This is a genomic window from Pseudomonas khavaziana (assembly GCF_019145205.1).
GTDB classification, from domain to species: Bacteria; Pseudomonadota; Gammaproteobacteria; order Pseudomonadales; family Pseudomonadaceae; genus Aquipseudomonas; species Aquipseudomonas khavaziana.
The window spans coordinates 668582-686341 of sequence record NZ_JAHSTT010000002.1; the positions used below are offsets into that span (position 1 = coordinate 668582).

Genomic DNA, 17760 nt, shown 5'->3' on the forward strand with positions numbered 1-17760 from the left:
TGGGAGGGGGCTTGCTCCCGATTGCGCTAGTTCAGTCACCCTCAACCCAACTAAAAAGCCCTGACCTCTCGATCAGGGCTTTTTCATTACAGGCCGTTTTTAGCCTTGAACTCCCGACGCCTGCGGTGCAACACCGGCTCGGTATACCCATTAGGCTGCTTGGTCCCTTCAATCACCAACTCCACCGCCGCCTGGAACGCGATGTTGCTGTCGAAATCCGGAGCCAGTGGGCGGTATAACGCGTCCCCGGCATTCTGGCGGTCCACCACCGGCGCCATGCGCTTGAGGCTTTCCATCACCTGGGCTTCATTGACAATGCCGTGGCGCAACCAGTTGGCGATGTGCTGGCTGGAGATACGCAGGGTGGCGCGGTCTTCCATCAGGCCGATGTCGTTGATATCCGGCACTTTCGAGCAGCCGACGCCCTGGTCGATCCAACGGACCACATAACCAAGGATGCCCTGGGCATTGTTGTCCAGTTCGTTGCGGATCTCTTCCTCAGACCAGTCGGTGTTGCTGGCCAGGGGAATGGTGAGGATGTCGTCCACCGACGCACGCTCGCGCTTGGCCAGTTCAGCCTGGCGGGCGAATACGTCGACCTTGTGATAATGCAGCGCATGCAGCGCCGCTGCGGTCGGCGACGGCACCCAGGCGGTGTTGGCGCCGGCCAGTGGGTGGGCGATTTTCTGTTCGAGCATCGCGGCCATCAGGTCGGGCATCGCCCACATGCCTTTACCGATCTGTGCACGACCTTGCAGGCCAGTGCTCAAGCCGATATCGACGTTCCAGTTCTCGTAGGCGCCGATCCATTTTTCCGCCTTCATGGCCGCCTTGCGCACCATCGCGCCGGCTTCCATGGAGGTGTGGATTTCATCGCCGGTGCGGTCGAGGAAGCCGGTGTTGATAAACACCACGCGCTCGCTGGCCGCCTTGATACAGGCCTTGAGGTTGACCGTGGTGCGGCGCTCCTCGTCCATGATCCCGACTTTGAGGGTGTTGCGTGGCAGGTTGAGCACGTCTTCGATGCGACCGAACAGCTCGTTGGTGAACGCGGCTTCTTCCGGGCCGTGCATCTTCGGCTTGACGATGTACACCGAGCCGGTGCGGCTGTTTTTGCGTGTGTTGTTGCCATTGAGGCTGTGGATCGCCGCCAGGCTGGTGAGCAGGCCGTCGAGAATGCCTTCCGGCACTTCGTTGCCGTCTTTGTCGAGGATTGCGTCGATGGTCATCAGGTGGCCAACGTTGCGCACGAACAGCAGCGAACGGCCGTGCAGCGTCACGTCCTGACCATCCACGCCGGTGTACACGCGATCAGGGTTCATGGTGCGGGTGAAGGTCTTGCCGCCCTTGGCGACTTCTTCGGCCAGGTCGCCCTTCATCAGGCCGAGCCAGTTGCGGTAGATCACCACCTTGTCATCGGCATCCACGGCGGCGACGGAATCTTCGCAGTCCATGATGGTGGTCAGCGCGGCTTCCATCAGCACGTCTTTGACGCCCGCCGCATCGGTCTGGCCGACTGGGGTGCTGGCGTCGATCTGGATCTCGAAGTGCAGGCCGTTGTGCTTGAGCAGGATCGCAATCGGCTCGGCCGCCGGGCCCTGGAAGCCGATCAATTGCGCATCGTCGCGCAGGCCGCTGTTGCTGCCGCCTTTGAGGCTGACGATCAGCTTGCCATCGACGATTTTGTAACCTGTAGAGTCGACGTGGCTGCCGGCGCTGAGCGGCGCGGCTTCGTCAAGGAACGCACGGGCGAAGGCGATGACCTTGTCGCCACGCACTTTGTTGTAGCCCTTGCCCTTCTCGGCACCGTCGGCTTCGCTGATGGCGTCGGTGCCATAGAGCGCGTCATACAACGAGCCCCAGCGCGCATTCGAGGCGTTGAGGGCGAAGCGGGCGTTCATCACCGGCACTACCAGCTGGGGGCCGGCCATGTGCGCGATTTCATCGTCGACGTTTTGGGTCGAGGCCTGGAAGTCTGCGGCCTCTGGCAGCAGGTATCCGATGTCTTGCAGGAAGGCTTTGTAGGCCACCGGGTCATGCGCCTGGCCGGCGTGCGTCTGGTGCCAGGTATCGATCCGCGCCTGGAAATCGTCGCGTTTGGCGAGTAGGGCTTTGTTCTTCGGTGCCAGGTCGTGGATAACCTTATCAGCACCGGCCCAGAACTGGTCGGCAGTGATGCCGGTACCGGGAATGGCTTCGTTGTTCACGAAGTCGAACAGGACTTTGGCGACCTGCAGGCCACCGACTTGAACGTGTTCAGTCATTGCTTGCCTCACTCTGCGGAGCTTATGCGCTTTTTCAGATTTTCATTATGTAGTGCACGGTTGGGCATACTACATGATGACTTGCGGTTGTGAAAATTAGACTAAATACGTCGTTTAGCGACCCACTTTGGTCGTACGGTCACAGTGGAGAATCAGATGTTCTCAAAAAACTATTAGATTGTTCCAGATAAATCTAAAAATGGTACACGATTTGTTTTCGAGGGCTCCCGGGTCCACCTTGTAGATTGAATTCCAGAGGGCGTTGCCATGGACCATCTTGTACTCACAATTATCGCTGCCGACAAACCCGGGCTGGTGGAACGCATCGCCCAGACCATCGCCGCCCACGGCGGTAACTGGCTGGAAAGCCGCATGGCACATATGGCCGGGCAGTTTGCCGGGATCCTGCGGGTCAGCGTGCCGGCCGAGCAGCGTCAGGCGTTGGTGGGCGCGTTGGAGGATTTATCCACGCATGGCATACGTGCGCTGGTGGGCGAGGGCAGCACCGGGCAAGCGTCGGTGTCCAAGTCGATTGTGATGACGCTGGTGGGCAATGATCGCTCGGGCATTGTGCGTGAGATCACCGCGCTGTTGAGCCAGCAGGGCGTCAATCTGGAACGCCTGAGTACCGATGTGCGCCCGGCGCCCATGAGTGGTGATCCGCTGTTTAATGCCGAAGCGTTGTTGCAGGTGCCAGCGAGCCTGTCGCTGGAGACTTTGCAAGCATCGCTGGAAACCTTGGCCGATGACTTGATGGTGGAGCTGCGTCAGGAGGAGTAACGATCCACAAGGTTATGCATGGAAATCTTGCATGGGCCTGTGGATAACCTGTAGAGACCCGGCGCCAGCCCACGCCGGCCGTGCTTCTCCGCTAGTTGAGCAAAAAACGAGCAGTTTCAAGGACTTGTGCACACATGGCGGGGATCAGGTTGTGGATAACCTTGGGGTGGAACGCTGCAAGCCACGAAGGCCGTGGCTTGCAGGGGGTTGTACATTATTTGATCAGCGTTTGCGCACGCTCAGCCAGGCATCCAGGCTGTACACCGCCAGGCCGGCCCAGATGAAAGCGAAGGCCATCAGTGTGGCCGGCGCCAGATGTTCGCCGAACAGCAATACGGCTTCCAACAGCACCAGGGTCGGCGCGACGTATTGTAAAAAGCCCAGTGCGGTGTAGGGCAAATGCCGAGCGGCGGCGTTGAAGCACACCAGTGGGATCAGCGTGACCGGGCCTGCGGCCACCAGCCACCAGGCTTCGGAGGTGCTCCAGAATTCCAGTTGCGCACTATGGGCCGACGGGTTGAACAGCAACCACGCCACGGCAATCGGCACCAGCATCCAGGTCTCCACCACCAGCCCGGGCAATGCCTTGACCGGCGCCTGCTTGCGAATCAGGCCATAGAAACCGAAGGTCAACGCCAGCACCAGCGACACCCATGGCAAGCTGCCGACCTGCCAGACCTGTTGCGCAACGCCCACCGCCGCCAGGCCCACCGCTATCCATTGCAGGCGCCGCAGGCGTTCACCGAGGATCAGCATGCCCAGCAGCACATTCACCAGCGGGTTGATGTAGTAACCCAGGCTGGCCTCGAGCATGCGCCCGCTGTTCACCGACCATACGTAGGTCAGCCAATTAGCCGCAATCAACGAACCGCTGAGAGCCAGGATCGCCAGGCGCTTGGGGTTGTCGCGCAACTCGCGGAACCAGCCGGGATGTTTCCACACCACCAGCAGCAAACCGCCGAACAGCGCTGACCACAGCACACGGTGCACGATGATCTCGGCGGCGGGTACGCTGGCGATGGCTTTGAAGTAGAGCGGGAACAGACCCCAGATGACGTAGGCACTCAGGCCCAGGATGTACCCCTTGCGAGGGTTGGCGGCTTGCATTGCAGAATCCTTGCTTAGGCAGCTAACAAAGCGCGATTGTAAGGATATTTGTGCAGCAGTGGGGCCCGCTTTGCTTTATGTGGGAGGGGGCTTGCTCCCGATACGGACTGTCAGTTGAGAAATATGGCACCTGATAATCCGCTATCGGGAGCAAGCCCCCTCCCACATTAAAAGCAAAAGCGGTTAGAAGAGTTTGAGGGGTTCTTCGTTGAGCGCCGATAGCTGCTCACGCAACGCCAGCACCTGATCGCCCCAATACCGCTCGCTGCCGAACCACGGGAAGCTGTGGGGGAACGCCGGGTCATCCCAGCGGCGTGCCAGCCAGGCGCTGTAGTGCATCAGGCGCAGGGCGCGCAGAGGTTCGATCAGGACCAGTTCGCGCGGGTCGAAATCGTGGAACTCCTGGTAGCCATCCATCAGTTCCGACAGCTGGCCCAGACATTCTTGACGGTCGCCGGCGAGCATCATCCACAGGTCTTGCACCGCCGGGCCCATGCGGCAGTCGTCAAGGTCGACGATATGGAACATCTCGTCGCGGCACATCATGTTGCCCGGGTGGCAATCGCCGTGCATGCGAATGTTCTTGTGCGGCGTGGCCTTGTACACCTCTTCCACGCGCTTGAGCAGGTCACGGGCCACGGACTCGTAGGCCGGCAGCAGGCTCTTGGGAATGAAGTTGCCTTCAAGCAAGGTGTTGAGGGAATCGTGACCGAAATTCTTCACGCCCAGAGCTTCACGGTGTTCGAACGGGCGGGTGGAACCCACTGCGTGCAAACGGCCCAGCAATTGCCCGAGGCGATAGAGCTGGTCGAGATTGCCCGGCTCAGGCGCCCGGCCGCCACGGCGCGGGAACAGAGTGAAGCGGAAACCTGCGTGTTCGAACAGGCTTTCGCCGTTGTGGATCAGCGGCGCTACGACCGGTACTTCGCATTCGGCCAGTTCGAAGGTGAAGCGGTGTTCTTCCAGGATCGCCTCGTTGGTCCAGCGCTGGGGCCGGTAGAACTTGGCGATCAGCGGCTCGGCGTCTTCGATACCCACTTGGTACACGCGGTTTTCGTAGCTGTTGAGTGCCAATACGCGTGCGTCGCTGAGGAAACCGATGCTTTCAACGGCGTCAAGGACCAGGTCAGGGGTGAGGGTTTCAAACGGGTGGGCCATGCGAACTCCTGCGCGCAGCAGGGCGCCGCGTCGGGCCGGGTATGGTAACGCACCGGGGCAGGGATAGGTGGTGGCTGTGCTATTGCAATCGGGGGCAAGCCCCCTCCCACACTTGAATGTATTCGCAATTCAGAATTGTGGGAGGGGGCTCGCCCCCATGAGGCCCTGTCAGGCGCCGACAACCCCACCATCATCCCGCCGAATCGCCACCACCGACGAACGCGGCTTGCCATTGGGCAAATGCTCCGGCCAGGTCGAACCACCGGTTTCACCCGGATGCTGAATCCCCACGAACAAGGTCTTCTGGTCCGGTGCAAAGCTGATGCCTGTCACCTCACACGCCACCGGCCCAACCATGAAACGGCGGATTTCCCCGGTGCTCGGGTCGGCACACAGCATCTGGTTATTGCCCATGCCCGCGAAGTCGCCAGCATTGCTGTAGTCGCCATCGGTCAGGATCCACAGGCGCCCCGCTTTGTCGAAACCCAGACCGTCGGGGCTGTTGAACATGTTCTGGGGGCTGATATTGGATGAACCACCCTTCGGCGTACCGGCGTGCACGCCAGGGTTGCCGGCCACCACGAACAAGTCCCAGGTGAAGTCCGTGGCGCCGTGGTTATCGGCGTCGGCCTTCCAACGCAGGATCTGGCCGTAGAGGTTTTTCTCCCGTGGGTTGGGCCCGCCCACCGGCTGGCCGTCTTCGCCGCGTTTAGCGTTGTTGGTCAGGGTGCAATAAACCTGGCCGTCGGTGGGGCTGACCACGATCCATTCCGGGCGGTCCATGCGTGTTGCTTTCACCACGCTGGCGGCCAGGCGTGCGTGGATCAGCACCTCGGCCTGGTTGGCGAAACCGCTGCTGGCGTCGATGCCGTTTTTGCCATGGGTGAGTTCAACCCATTGACCTTTGCCTTTGGGACGATCGGCATCGCCGTCGCCGACGTCGAAGATGGCCACGTACAAGGTGCCGTGGTCGAGCAGGTCTTTGTTGGCTTTCGGATTGTCGTGGTTGATCTGATCGCGGCTGACGAATTTGTAGATGAACTCACCGCGCTCATCGTCGCCCATGTACACCACGGCGCGGCCGTCGCGGGTCTCGGCGAGGGCGGCGTTTTCGTGCTTGAAGCGACCCAGTGCCGTGCGCTTGACCGGAGTGGATTGCGGATCGAATGGGTCGATTTCCACTACCCAGCCATGGCGATTGAGTTCATTGGGGTTTTGGGCCATGTCGAAGCGTGGGTCGTGCGGGTGCCAGTTGATGTCTTTGCTGGCGGCTACCACGCCGTAGCGCTTCTGCCCGGCGTCGAAAGCTTGTTGCGGGTTGCTGCTGCCGAAGCAGTCGGTGAAGTTCTCTTCGCAGGTCAGGTAGGTGCCCCAGGGGGTCTTGCCGTTGGCGCAGTTCTGGAACGTGCCGAGGACTTGCTTGCCGCTTTTGTCGGCGCGGGTTTTCAGCCAGTCATGGCCGGCGGCGGGGCCGCTCAAGCGGATCGGTGAATTGCCGTGGATGCGCCGGTTGTAGCGCGAGTCCTGGACGAACTGCCAGGTGTCGCCCTTGCGCCGTACTTCGATGACCGACACGCCTTCGCTGGCCAGGGCCTTGCGTACCTCTTCAGCCGATTGCGGTGCACCGCCGTGGGCGAAGAGGTAGCGATAGTTGGTGTACTCGTTGTTGATCGCCATCAGCGCGCGGTTGTTGTCGCCCGGGAAGGGAAACAGGCTCATGCCGTCGTTGTGGTCGCCGAACTGTTGTTCCTGCGCCTTGGCCGTACCATTGCCGGACGGGTCGAAAGCCGGCGCGTTCTTGTGCAGTGGCTGGCCCCAACTGATCAACACCGAAGCGCTGTAGCCAGGGGGTAGGGTGATGGTGTCGCTGGTGGCGGCGGCGATGCTGGCGAAGCCCAGCAATGGGCTGGCAGATGTGGCATTCACAGCCAGGGCGCTGCGGCTCAGCAAGTTGCCACCCAGGAACATCGCCGCGCCGCACAGGGCACCTGCGCCGATAAAGCGACGACGGGTGAGGCCGACCATCTGTTCAAGGTCAGTGGCTTGGTTTTCTTCTAATAGGCTCATCTCAGGCTCCCTGCGGTTTTTGCAGACACCTTAAGCAGCACTTGTGACCAGATTGTTGCAGTTTGAAGACGTTCGCCCACTACACCGGCGTGCCGAGCAACACGTTGCTGGGGGCAAATTGCACGCGGATTGGCTGACCCTCGATCGCATTGAGGGCCTGGAGCGCAGCGGGCGGTGCCAGCGCGCATAGCACCTGGCCGTTGGGCAGGGCGACACGCACCTCACTGGGGCCGTCCTGCGCGTCGAGAATCGTCTCGATCACACCGCTCATGCAATTGTGTCCAGGTGTTTCAGTCTGCCCGATCGCCAGTAACTCAAGCCACCCGGCCTTGATCAGGGCGACCACTTCCACGCCGATCTGCAGTTCCAGTCGTTGGGTGCTGTCGTGGGTGATCTGCGCGTCCAGATGCAGACCGCCGGCCAGCTGCAGGCGAATCATGTCATTGCGCCCATGGCTGTCGATGGCGATGACCTGGCCGTGCAATTGGTTGCGCGCACTGGTGCGCAGCATCAAGCGGCCGAGCAGGTTGAAGTCACTGGCCGCTTCGTCCGAACCGAGCAGCTCGGCCTGCAACACTTGCAGGCGCTGGTAGAGGCGCAACACCCGTTCACCTTCTTGCGTCAGCTTGGCGCCGCCACCACCCTTGCCACCGACGCTGCGTTCAACCAGCGGTTTTTGCGCCAGGTTGTTCAGCTCGTCGATGGCGTCCCAGGCAGCCTTGTAACTCAACCCGGCGCTTTTGGCCGCACGGGTGATGGAACCCTGCTCGGCGATATGCCCCAGCAGGGCAATGCGCTGGGGGCGACGGATGATGTGCTGGTTGAGGGGGCTGGGCAGGGACATGGGCATACGTCTGGATGAGATGAGCGGACGTTGCCGTCCTGGCGCAGGAGAGTCAAGTCAGGCGCCGGGTCTGGGTGTGCGGGCCAGGCAATAAATGTCGACCTGGCGTGCGCCGGCACCTATCAACAATCGCGCCAGGCTGTGGGCCGTGGCGCCGGTGGTGAGTACGTCGTCTACCAATGCCAGGTGTTGCCCTGCTACGTGGGCGTCGGGTGCCAGGGCAAAGGCGTTGAGCAGGTTGCGTTTGCGCGCCTTGGCATCCAAGTCTTGCTGCGCGACGGTTTCATGAGGGCGTAATAACGCGTGTTCATGGTAGGGAATATCGAGAGCTTTACTGAGCCAGCGGGCCACCATCAACGCTTGATTAAAGCCGCGCTCGCGCAGACGTTTACGGGCCATGGGCACCGGCAACAGGCGGTCGGGTCGGTCAAGTTCAGCGTTGTCGAAGCGGTGTTGCAGGTGTTGCGCTAGCAGGCGTGCCAGCATGCGCCCCAGCGGCCAACGGGCCTGATGCTTGAAGCGGCTGATGAGGGTGTCGATGGGAAAGTTATAGGTCCATGGCGTGACGACCTGCTTGAAAGCCGGTGGGTGCCTCTGGCACTGCCCGCATATTAACCCTTCCATCGGCAAGGGCAGGGCGCAGCGCTCACACTGCTCTATCAGCCATGGCAATTCTGTTTCGCAGGCATTGCACACACTTTCGACTGACTCAGTGCATTCATCGCAGATCAAGCAGCTCTGTATAATTTTTGACCAGATGTAGACTTGGTGTTTGTGCTCAGGTTGACAGTGCATGATTCTTCCTTAAATATGCCGGGCATCCGTGTCGTGCCTGTGGGTATTGCCCTTCCCGCAGCGCTTGCCAAAGAATAATCAAGGAATCGCCCATGAGCGCCAGCACCTCTGCCACCCTGCGTCACGATTGGTCCTTAGCCGAAGTCAAAGCCCTGTTCGTGCAGCCATTCAATGACCTGTTGTTCCAGGCGCAGACCGTGCACCGCGCGCATTTCGACGCCAATCGCGTGCAGGTATCGACCTTGCTGTCGATCAAGACCGGCGCCTGCCCGGAAGATTGCAAATATTGTCCGCAGTCGGGCCACTACAACACCGGCCTGGAAAAAGAAAAGCTGATGGAAGTGCAGAAGGTCCTCGAAGAGGCCGCCCGCGCCAAGGCCATCGGCTCGACGCGCTTCTGCATGGGCGCGGCGTGGAAACACCCGTCGGCCAAGGACATGCCCTACGTGTTGGAGATGGTCAAAGGCGTGAAGGCCATGGGCCTGGAAACCTGCATGACCCTCGGGCGCCTCGACCAGGACCAGACCGAGGCCCTGGCCCAGGCTGGCCTGGATTACTACAACCACAACCTCGATACCTCGCCGGAGTTCTACGGTTCGATCATCACCACCCGTACCTACGGCGAGCGCCTGCAAACCCTGGCCTACGTGCGTGATTCGGGGATGAAGATCTGCTCGGGCGGCATCCTCGGCATGGGCGAGTCCCTTGACGACCGCGCCAACCTGCTGATCCAGTTGGCCAACCTGCCCGAGCACCCGGAGTCGGTGCCGATCAACATGTTGGTAAAGGTTGCCGGTACGCCGCTGGAGAACGCCGACGACATCGACCCTTTCGATTTCATCCGCATGCTGGCGGTGGCGCGCATCCTCATGCCGAAATCCCACGTGCGCCTGTCCGCCGGCCGCGAGGCCATGAACGAGCAGATGCAGGCCCTGGCGTTCTTTGCCGGCGCCAACTCGATCTTCTACGGCGACAAACTGCTGACCACCGCCAACCCGCAGGCTGACAAGGACATGCAACTGTTCGCACGCCTGGGCATCCTGCCTGAAGCTCGCGAAGAGCATGCCGATGAAGTGCACCAAGCGGCGATCGAGCAGGCGCTGGTGGAGCAAAAGAGCAGCGAGCAGTTCTATAACGCTGTCGTCTGATTGAAATGGGGGCCCAATGTGGGAGGGGGCTTGCTCCCACATTATTTGATCCAGTTGAACCCGCCAAATCGAGGCCTGCATGTCTTTTGATCTCGCCGCGCGCCTCGCTGCCCGCCGTGCCGAACATCTATACCGTCAACGCCCGCTGCTGCAGAGCCCTCAAGGGCCCGAAGTGGTGGTGGATGGCCAGCCATTGTTGGCGTTCTGCAATAACGATTACCTGGGCCTGGCCAATCACCCGCAGGTGATCGAGGCCTGGCGCGCCGGAGCGGCCCGTTGGGGCGTGGGCGGTGGCGCTTCGCATCTGGTGGTGGGCCACGCCACGCCGCACCATGAGTTGGAAGAAGCCCTGGCTGATTTGACCGGGCGCCCGCGTGCGCTGCTGTTCACTACCGGCTACATGGCCAACCTCGGCGCGGTCACGGCATTGGTGGGGCAGGGCGATACGGTGCTGGAAGACCGTCTCAACCACGCGTCATTGCTGGATGCCGGCTTGCTGTCCGGAGCGCGGTTCAACCGCTACCTGCATAACGACGCGGGCAGCCTGGCCAAGCGCCTGGAGAAGGCCACTGGCAGTACGCTGGTGGTCACCGATGGTGTGTTCAGCATGGACGGCGACCTGGCCGATCTGCCCGCGCTGGCCCGTGAAGCGAAGGCCAAAGGTGCCTGGCTGATGGTGGATGACGCCCATGGGTTTGGCCCGCTGGGCGCCCATGGAGGCGGTATCGTCGAACATTTTGGCTTGAGCCAGGACGACGTGCCGGTGCTGGTTGGCACCTTGGGCAAGGCCTTCGGCACCGCCGGGGCATTTGTGGCTGGCAGCGAGGAGTTGATCGAAAGCCTGATCCAGTTTGCCCGCCCGTATATCTACACCACCAGCCAACCCCCGGCACTGGCCTGCGCCACTCTGAAAAGCCTGGAGCTGTTGCGCCATGAACAGTGGCGCCGCGATCACCTCAACGGGTTGATCCGCCAGTTCCGCCAGGGCGCAGAGCAGATGGGTCTGGCGTTGATGGACAGCTTTACGCCGATCCAGCCGATCCTGATTGGTGACAGCGCCCGGGCGTTGCGCCTGTCGCAAATGTTGCGCGAGCGCGGCCTGATGGTAACTGCGATCCGCCCGCCTACCGTGCCCGCCGGAACTGCTCGCTTACGGGTGACATTAACGGCAGCCCACAGCGAGGCGCAGGTGCAGCTATTGTTAAACGGGTTGGAAGAGTGTTTCCGCTTGTTAGGCGCCTCGGAGCGCGACCATGCGTAATCGACTGATATTGCTGCCCGGCTGGGGGCTTGGTGTGTCGCCGCTGGAGCCGCTGGCCGCTGCACTGCACGGCCTGAACGAGCATCTGCGGGTACAAATCGAGCCTTTGCCGGCGCTGGATTCCAGTGATGTGGGTGAATGGCTCGACGAGCTCGATGCCACGCTGCCGGACAACGTCTGGCTCGGTGGTTGGTCCTTGGGCGGCATGCTCGCTTCAGAACTGGCGGCGCGGCGCGGCGAGCGTTGCTGCGGTCTGCTGACTCTGGCGAGCAACCCCTGTTTCGTCGCCCACGACGGCTGGCCCCACGGGATGCCGGCCGAGACCTTCGATGCATTCCTGGCGGGCTGCAATGCCGACTCCCAGGTCACGCTCAAGCGCTTCGGCCTGCTGTGCGCCAAGGGCGCTGCAGACCCCCGCGGACTGTCGCGATTGCTGGTCAGCGGTGCGCCGAATACATCCCCGAGCGTCTTGATGCCAGGCCTGGAGCTGCTGGCCCAACTGGATACCCGAGCCGCCTTGCAGGCATTTCGCGGGCCGCAGTTGCATGTGTTTGCCGGCTTGGATGGGCTGGTGCCTGCCGAAGCCGCCAGTGACCTGCTGGCATTGCTCCCCGATGTAGAAGTCGGCCTGATTGAACAGGCCGGTCACGCGTTTCTCCTGGAAGACCCCCACGGTGTAGCGGGGGCCATCCAGGCTTTTTTGCATGAGTGTGTTGATGACTGATTTATCCCATCCCTGTCTGCCTGGCGCATTGCCGGACAAGCGCCACGTCGCCGCCTCGTTTTCCCGTGCAGCGGCCAGCTATGACAGCGTGGCCGAGTTGCAGCGGGCGGTGGGGCATGAATTGCTCAACCGTTTGCCATCCAACCTTTGGCCACAACGCTGGCTGGATATGGGCTGCGGCACGGGCTATTTCAGCCGGGTACTGGGTGAGCGTTTGCCTGTAAGCGAAGGCATCGCGCTGGATATCGCCGAAGGCATGCTCAACCATGCGCGGCCTTTGGGCGGTGCGCAGCACTTCATCGCCGGTGATGCGGAACGCTTGCCGCTTAAGGCTGACAGCGTCGAGTTGCTCTTCTCCAGCCTGGCGGTGCAATGGTGCGCACATTTCGATGCAGTACTCAGTGAAGCTCGTCGGGTATTGCAACCGGGCGGTGTGCTGGCCTTCGCGAGCCTGTGCACAGGCACCCTGGATGAACTGCGCGAAAGCTGGCGGGCGGCGGACGGCTTGGTCCACGTCAATCGCTTCCGCACTTTCGAGGCTTATCAACAACTGTGTGCGGCCAGTGGTTTGCGGGTGATAAGCCTGGAGCGGCAGCCCCATGTGCTGCATTACCCGGATGTGCGCAGCCTGACCCACGAACTCAAGGCTTTGGGCGCCCATAACCTCAATCCTGGCCGCCCGGGAGGGTTAACGGGCCGCGCACGGATTATGGCATTGGTCGAGGCTTACGAGCAGTTGCGCCAGGCCCAGGGCCTGCCCGCTACCTACCAAGTGGTGTATGCCGTATTGGAGAAACCTGCATGAGCGCCGCTTATTTCATCACCGGCACCGACACCGATGTGGGCAAAACCACTATTGCGGCTGGCCTGCTGCATGCCGCCAGGCTGGCAGGTAAAAGTACGGCAGCCGGAAAACCGGTGGCGTCGGGTTGCCAACTGACTGCCCAAGGCTTGCGCAATGCCGATGCCTTGGCGCTGTTGGCCGAATGTTCCGTGTCGCTGAGCTATGCCGAGGTCAACCCGGTAGCATTCGAGCCGGCTATCGCGCCGCATCTGGCTGCGCGCGAGGCGGGTGTCGCGTTGACGGTGCAATCACTGCTCAAACCCATGCAGCAAGTCCTGGCACGGGGGGCAGATTTCACCTTGATCGAAGGCGCGGGCGGTTGGCGCGTACCCTTGGCTGACCAGGCCAACCTGTCGGATCTGGCCATAGCGCTCAAGCTGCCGGTGATCCTGGTGGTTGGGGTGCGCCTGGGTTGTATCAGCCACGCGTTGCTCACCGCCGAAGCCATCGCACGGGACGGCTTGCCGCTGGCGGGTTGGGTGGCGAACATCATCGACCCCAAGACCTCCCGTCTGGAAGAAAATCTCGCAACCCTGGCTGAGCGCTTGCCCGCGCCTTGCCTGGGGCGAGTGCCGAAACTCAAACATGCCGGGGCCGCCGCAGTGGCCGAGTACCTGGAGCTGGACCTGCTTGACTGATTTTGGCTATCGCTAAGGCAATATGCCATTAGTGTTTTTGACGGGCCTTTTGCCAGGATGTCTGGTTCAATCGGGCTTCACGATTTTCTCAAAGGCAGGCTTACGCCATGGACATCTCTGGAAGCAGCGCGTTTTATTCGGGCCTGAGCAGCATTCAGACCGGGCAGAACCGTGTCGACCAGGCGGCCGGCAAGATTGCCAGCGCCGCGACCACCCAGCCATCGGCCGCGCAAAGCGACCGTCTGCAAGCCAATGACCGCGCCCAAGCGTCCAACTCGGCAAGCAACATGGTGGAAATGGCCCAGGGCAAGTTTCAAGTCGAGCTGGGGGCGAAAGTCGCCAAGGCTTCGGATGAAATGCTCGGTACCTTGATCGATACCTACGCCTGATCCCGTCCCACCCTGTAGGAGCGAGCTTGCTCGCGAAAAACGCCAACGATAACGCGTACCGCCTGGACTAGCACGGTGTGCTGATGTCCTTCGCGAGCAAGCTCGCTCCTACAAAAAACTTCATCTTTCCTAAAAGTTCTGTGTGGCATCCCGCCGCAGGCCTTAGCGTGCCTGACGCTGACCCGCGTCAAGACAAACGGCAGCTGACCGATGCTTGACAACCCTAGGTCGTAAACGTATGTTTCAAACACCTGTTTGACCGCCATAACAAATCCACGCGGTTGTTCATCCCAGATACATCAGCAGAGGTTTATCGCTATGCCTGACTACAAGGCCCCCTTGCGTGATATTCGCTTCGTTCGTGACGAACTGCTCGGTTATGAAGCGCACTATCAGAGCCTGCCGGCGTGCCAGGACGCTACCCCGGACATGGTTGACGCCATCCTCGAAGAAGGCGCCAAGTTCTGTGAGCAAGTACTGGCACCGTTGAACCGCGTGGGCGACATCGAAGGGTGTACGTGGAGTGAGTCAGGCGTCAAAACCCCTACTGGCTTTAAAGAAGCCTACAAGCAATTCGTCGAAGGCGGCTGGCCAAGCCTGGCCCACGATGTGGAGCACGGCGGCCAAGGTCTGCCGGAATCCCTGGGCCTGGCGGTGAGCGAAATGGTGGGGGCCGCCAACTGGTCGTGGGGCATGTACCCAGGGCTCTCCCACGGTGCGATGAACACCATTTCCGAGCACGGCACCCCTGAGCAGCAAGAGGCTTACCTGACCAAACTGGTGTCGGGCGAATGGACCGGCACCATGTGCCTGACCGAGCCGCACTGCGGCACCGACCTGGGCATGTTGCGCACCAAGGCCGAGCCTCAGGCCGACGGTTCCTACAAAGTCTCCGGTACCAAGATCTTCATCTCGGCCGGTGAACACGACATGGCCGACAACATCGTCCACATCGTACTGGCCCGCCTGCCGGATGCACCGGCCGGCACTAAGGGTATCTCGCTGTTTATCGTGCCCAAGTTCCTGCCCAACGCCGATGGTTCAGTGGGTGAACGCAATGCCGTGACCTGTGGCTCCCTGGAACACAAGATGGGCATCCACGGCAACGCCACCTGCGTGATGAATTTCGACGCGGCCACCGGTTTCCTGATCGGCCCGGCGAACAAAGGCCTGAACTGCATGTTCACCTTCATGAACACCGCTCGCCTGGGGACTGCGCTGCAGGGCCTGTCCCACGCCGAGATCGGCTTCCAGGGCGGCTTGAAATATGCCCGTGATCGCTTGCAGATGCGCTCCCTGACTGGCCCGAAAGCGCCGGACAAAGCCGCCGACCCGATCATCGTGCACCCTGACGTGCGCCGCATGCTGCTGACCATGAAAGCCTTCGCCGAAGGCAATCGTGCGATGGTGTACTTCACCGCCAAGCAAGTGGATATCGTCAAGTACGGCACCGACGACGAAGCCAAGAAACAGGCCGACGGCTTGCTGGCGTTCATGACTCCAATCGCCAAGGCGTTCATGACTGAAGTCGGTTTTGAATCGGCCAACCACGGCGTGCAGATCTACGGCGGCCACGGCTTTATCGCCGAGTGGGGCATGGAGCAGAACGTTCGCGACAGCCGCATTTCGATGCTGTACGAAGGCACCACCGGCATCCAGGCCCTGGACTTGCTCGGCCGTAAAGTGCTGATGACCCAGGGCGAAGCGCTCAAGGGCTTCACCAAGATCGTGCACAAGTTCTGCCAGGCCAACGAAGGTAACGAGGCTGTCAAAGAGTTCGTTGCTCCGCTGGCGGCGTTGAACAAAGAGTGGGGCGAGTTGACCATGAAGGTCGGTATGGCTGCGATGAAAGACCGTGAAGAAGTCGGTGCCGCCTCGGTGGACTACCTGATGTATTCCGGTTATGCGTGCCTGGCTTACTTCTGGGCCGACATGGCACGCCTGGCCGCCGAGAAGCTGGCTGCCGGCACCACCGAAGAAGCGTTCTACACTGCCAAGTTGCAGACCGCACGCTTCTACTTCCAGCGCATCCTGCCGCGTACCCGCACCCACGTGGCGACCATGCTGTCGGGCGCCAGCAACCTGATGGACATGAAAGAAGAAGACTTCGGCCTGGCTTACTAAGCCTTACCGGGCTCTTTAAAAAACCGCCGCCTCCTTCGGGACGCGGCGGTTTTTTTGCACTTGTGTAGGAGCGAGCTTGCTCGCGAAGGTCGTTAACGATAACGCGGGCATTCTGGATAAGCGCGGTGCCTATGGGATCTTCGCGAGCAAGCTCGCTCCTACAGAAGGCGTGCATAAAAAACCGCAGTGATGCACTCAGGGATTGCAACCCGCTGCCGTTACAGTGATGGCAATGTGATACATGGTCGGTCGGTTGTGCTTTACTGATCGATTGGAGGCACAGTGCCATTATTTGTTAGCGGGTCGGAGCTTTACCCTTGTCACGCGTCTCCGCTGTACGTTTCAGCCATTTCCTCCCTTCGCTGCTGCTGTTGCTGGCCGGGCTCTCGGCTGCGTACGTCAAGGACCTGAGCGTCTTCTTCACCTCGCTGTTCAACGTGCTGCCCACCCTGGTCCTGCTGCTCGGCGGCGCCTATTGCGCGGTGTATCGACGCCAGCGTGAACTGTTCCTGATGGTCACGGTGTACGTCGCCTATTTTCTGCTGGATACCCAGACCGATTTCTACCGCGACAATGGCCGCGTGCGTGAAGACGCTGCCGTGGTGTTCCATCTGTGCTGCCTGCTGTTGCCATTGCTGTTCAGCATCTATGCGCTGTGGCAAGAAAAGACCCATCTGTTCCGTGACTTCGTCGCCCGCTGCGCGGTTCTGCTGGCGGTGGGCAGTGTGGCGCTGGCGCTGGAGCAAAGCTTCCCCCAGGCCTTGCTGGGCTGGCTGGCGGAGATTCGCTGGCCGGTGCTGCATGGCGCCTGGATGAGCCTGATCCAACTGTCATACCCCATGTTCCTGATCGGCTTCATCACCCTGGCCGCACAGTACTGGTACCAGCCGCGCCCGCTGCACGCCGCGCAACTGGTGGGGTTGCTGGGGATGTTCTGGATGTTGCCGCAAACCTTCATCCTGCCATTCACCCTTAACATCATGTGCAGCCAGGTGATGCTGATGATCGCCGCCGGTGTGGCCCATGAGGCCTATCAAATGGCATTTCGCGACGAGCTGACCGGCTTGCCCGGGCGACGGGCCCTCAACGAGCGCATGCAGCGGCTGGGGCGCAACTATGTGCTGGCGATGAGCGATGTGGACCACTTCAAGCGTTTCAACGACACCCATGGCCATGACGTGGGAGACCAGGTGTTGCGTCTGGTGGCGAGCAAGTTGTCCAAGGTCAGCGGCGGCGGGCGAGCCTACCGGTATGGCGGTGAAGAGTTTGCCGTGGTGTTTGCCGGCAAGACCCTGGATGAATGCGTGCCGCATCTGGAGGAGATCCGCGAGATCATCGCCGGCTACGCTATCAAGTTGCGCAACCCGGACCGCCCCCATGACGACCATCAAGGCCGCCAGCGGCGTGCGGGTAGCGGCGCATCCAGTGTGTCGGTGACGGTCAGCATCGGTGTGGCCGAGCGCCAGGCCGATCAGCGCAGCCCCGAGGAAGTGCTCAAGTCCGCCGACCAGGCGTTGTACGCCGCCAAGGGCGCGGGGCGTAACTGTGTGGTCGCGGCCGGCCGAACCCGACGTGGCGCGGTACGCATGCAAAGCGCTGCCGGTTGAGTAATGGCGC

15 protein-coding genes are annotated in these 17760 nt (G+C 61.3%); 9 read left to right on the forward strand and 6 right to left on the reverse strand.

Annotation, left to right across the window (positions count from 1 at the left end; genetic code table 11):
* Positions 1–86: 86 nt before the first annotated feature.
* A complete protein-coding gene (locus KVH01_RS07565) occupies positions 87–2264 on the reverse strand; it encodes a malate synthase G (protein ID WP_217880938.1) in 2178 nt (725 codons plus the stop codon).
* A 267-nt stretch (positions 2265–2531) separates the two neighbouring features.
* On the opposite strand from KVH01_RS07565, the gene KVH01_RS07570 reads away from it, so the two are divergent.
* On the forward strand, positions 2532–3044 hold the full coding sequence (locus KVH01_RS07570; RefSeq protein ID WP_124402118.1) for a glycine cleavage system protein R: 513 nt from the start codon (positions 2532–2534) through the stop codon (positions 3042–3044).
* A 222-nt stretch (positions 3045–3266) separates the two neighbouring features.
* Here KVH01_RS07570 and rarD read toward each other — a convergent pair whose 3' ends face one another.
* The 5 genes from rarD to KVH01_RS07595 form a co-directional block, all read right to left on the reverse strand.
* The gene (rarD, locus tag KVH01_RS07575) at positions 3267–4151 is read right to left on the reverse strand and encodes an EamA family transporter RarD (protein WP_217880939.1); all 885 of its coding nucleotides are present in this window, start codon (positions 4149–4151) and stop codon (positions 3267–3269) included.
* Between the two features lie 183 nt (positions 4152–4334).
* A complete protein-coding gene (locus KVH01_RS07580; RefSeq protein ID WP_217880940.1) occupies positions 4335–5309 on the reverse strand; it encodes a serine/threonine protein kinase in 975 nt (324 codons plus the stop codon).
* Between the two features lie 168 nt (positions 5310–5477).
* Positions 5478–7376 (reverse strand): PhoX family protein, encoded by a 1899-nt coding sequence (locus KVH01_RS07585; RefSeq protein WP_217880941.1) that lies wholly within the window; start codon positions 7374–7376, stop codon positions 5478–5480.
* 79 nt (positions 7377–7455) lie between these two features.
* On the reverse strand, positions 7456–8220 hold the full coding sequence (locus KVH01_RS07590; protein WP_217880942.1) for a TOBE domain-containing protein: 765 nt from the start codon (positions 8218–8220) through the stop codon (positions 7456–7458).
* Between the two features lie 57 nt (positions 8221–8277).
* Positions 8278–9015 carry a ComF family protein gene (locus tag KVH01_RS07595; protein WP_217880943.1) on the reverse strand — a complete coding sequence of 246 codons (738 nt, stop codon included), beginning with the start codon at positions 9013–9015 and terminating at the stop codon, positions 8278–8280.
* A 92-nt stretch (positions 9016–9107) separates the two neighbouring features.
* Here KVH01_RS07595 and bioB point away from each other — a divergent pair, with 92 nt between their 5' ends.
* From bioB to KVH01_RS07635, 8 genes are all read left to right on the forward strand, one after another.
* Entirely contained in the window at positions 9108–10163 is a 1056-nt protein-coding gene (gene bioB, locus KVH01_RS07600) for a biotin synthase BioB (RefSeq protein ID WP_043049742.1), read from the forward strand.
* 79 nt (positions 10164–10242) lie between these two features.
* A complete protein-coding gene (bioF, locus tag KVH01_RS07605) occupies positions 10243–11424 on the forward strand; it encodes an 8-amino-7-oxononanoate synthase (RefSeq protein ID WP_217880944.1) in 1182 nt (393 codons plus the stop codon).
* On the forward strand, positions 11417–12148 hold the full coding sequence (locus tag KVH01_RS07610) for an alpha/beta fold hydrolase (RefSeq protein WP_217880945.1): 732 nt from the start codon (positions 11417–11419) through the stop codon (positions 12146–12148). The genes bioF and KVH01_RS07610 overlap by 8 nt, the downstream gene beginning before the upstream one ends.
* Positions 12141–12953, forward strand: coding sequence for a malonyl-ACP O-methyltransferase BioC (gene bioC / locus KVH01_RS07615; protein WP_043049739.1), 813 nt, complete (start codon positions 12141–12143; stop codon positions 12951–12953). The genes KVH01_RS07610 and bioC overlap by 8 nt, the downstream gene beginning before the upstream one ends.
* A complete protein-coding gene (bioD, locus tag KVH01_RS07620; protein ID WP_043049738.1) occupies positions 12950–13630 on the forward strand; it encodes a dethiobiotin synthase in 681 nt (226 codons plus the stop codon). The genes bioC and bioD overlap by 4 nt, the downstream gene beginning before the upstream one ends.
* A gap of 107 nt (positions 13631–13737) precedes the next feature.
* Positions 13738–14019 (forward strand): hypothetical protein, encoded by a 282-nt coding sequence (locus KVH01_RS07625; RefSeq protein WP_044271747.1) that lies wholly within the window; start codon positions 13738–13740, stop codon positions 14017–14019.
* A gap of 318 nt (positions 14020–14337) precedes the next feature.
* Complete coding sequence (locus KVH01_RS07630) at positions 14338–16143, forward strand: phenylacyl-CoA dehydrogenase (protein ID WP_043049735.1); 1806 nt, start codon at positions 14338–14340, stop codon at positions 16141–16143.
* Between the two features lie 317 nt (positions 16144–16460).
* On the forward strand, positions 16461–17750 hold the full coding sequence (locus KVH01_RS07635; RefSeq protein ID WP_217880946.1) for a GGDEF domain-containing protein: 1290 nt from the start codon (positions 16461–16463) through the stop codon (positions 17748–17750).
* The last annotated feature ends 10 nt before the right edge of the window (positions 17751–17760 follow it).

Coding starts and splice junctions, on each gene's coding strand:
- KVH01_RS07565 (WP_217880938.1), bottom strand. CDS start 2,264: ATGACTGAACACGTTCAAGTCGGTGGCCTGCAGGTCGCCAAAGTCCTG.
- KVH01_RS07570 (WP_124402118.1), top strand. CDS start 2,532: ATGGACCATCTTGTACTCACAATTATCGCTGCCGACAAACCCGGGCTG.
- rarD (WP_217880939.1), bottom strand. CDS start 4,151: ATGCAAGCCGCCAACCCTCGCAAGGGGTACATCCTGGGCCTGAGTGCC.
- KVH01_RS07580 (WP_217880940.1), bottom strand. CDS start 5,309: ATGGCCCACCCGTTTGAAACCCTCACCCCTGACCTGGTCCTTGACGCC.
- KVH01_RS07585 (WP_217880941.1), bottom strand. CDS start 7,376: ATGAGCCTATTAGAAGAAAACCAAGCCACTGACCTTGAACAGATGGTC.
- KVH01_RS07590 (WP_217880942.1), bottom strand. CDS start 8,220: ATGTCCCTGCCCAGCCCCCTCAACCAGCACATCATCCGTCGCCCCCAG.
- KVH01_RS07595 (WP_217880943.1), bottom strand. CDS start 9,015: ATGCACTGTCAACCTGAGCACAAACACCAAGTCTACATCTGGTCAAAA.
- bioB (WP_043049742.1), top strand. CDS start 9,108: ATGAGCGCCAGCACCTCTGCCACCCTGCGTCACGATTGGTCCTTAGCC.
- bioF (WP_217880944.1), top strand. CDS start 10,243: ATGTCTTTTGATCTCGCCGCGCGCCTCGCTGCCCGCCGTGCCGAACAT.
- KVH01_RS07610 (WP_217880945.1), top strand. CDS start 11,417: ATGCGTAATCGACTGATATTGCTGCCCGGCTGGGGGCTTGGTGTGTCG.
- bioC (WP_043049739.1), top strand. CDS start 12,141: ATGACTGATTTATCCCATCCCTGTCTGCCTGGCGCATTGCCGGACAAG.
- bioD (WP_043049738.1), top strand. CDS start 12,950: ATGAGCGCCGCTTATTTCATCACCGGCACCGACACCGATGTGGGCAAA.
- KVH01_RS07625 (WP_044271747.1), top strand. CDS start 13,738: ATGGACATCTCTGGAAGCAGCGCGTTTTATTCGGGCCTGAGCAGCATT.
- KVH01_RS07630 (WP_043049735.1), top strand. CDS start 14,338: ATGCCTGACTACAAGGCCCCCTTGCGTGATATTCGCTTCGTTCGTGAC.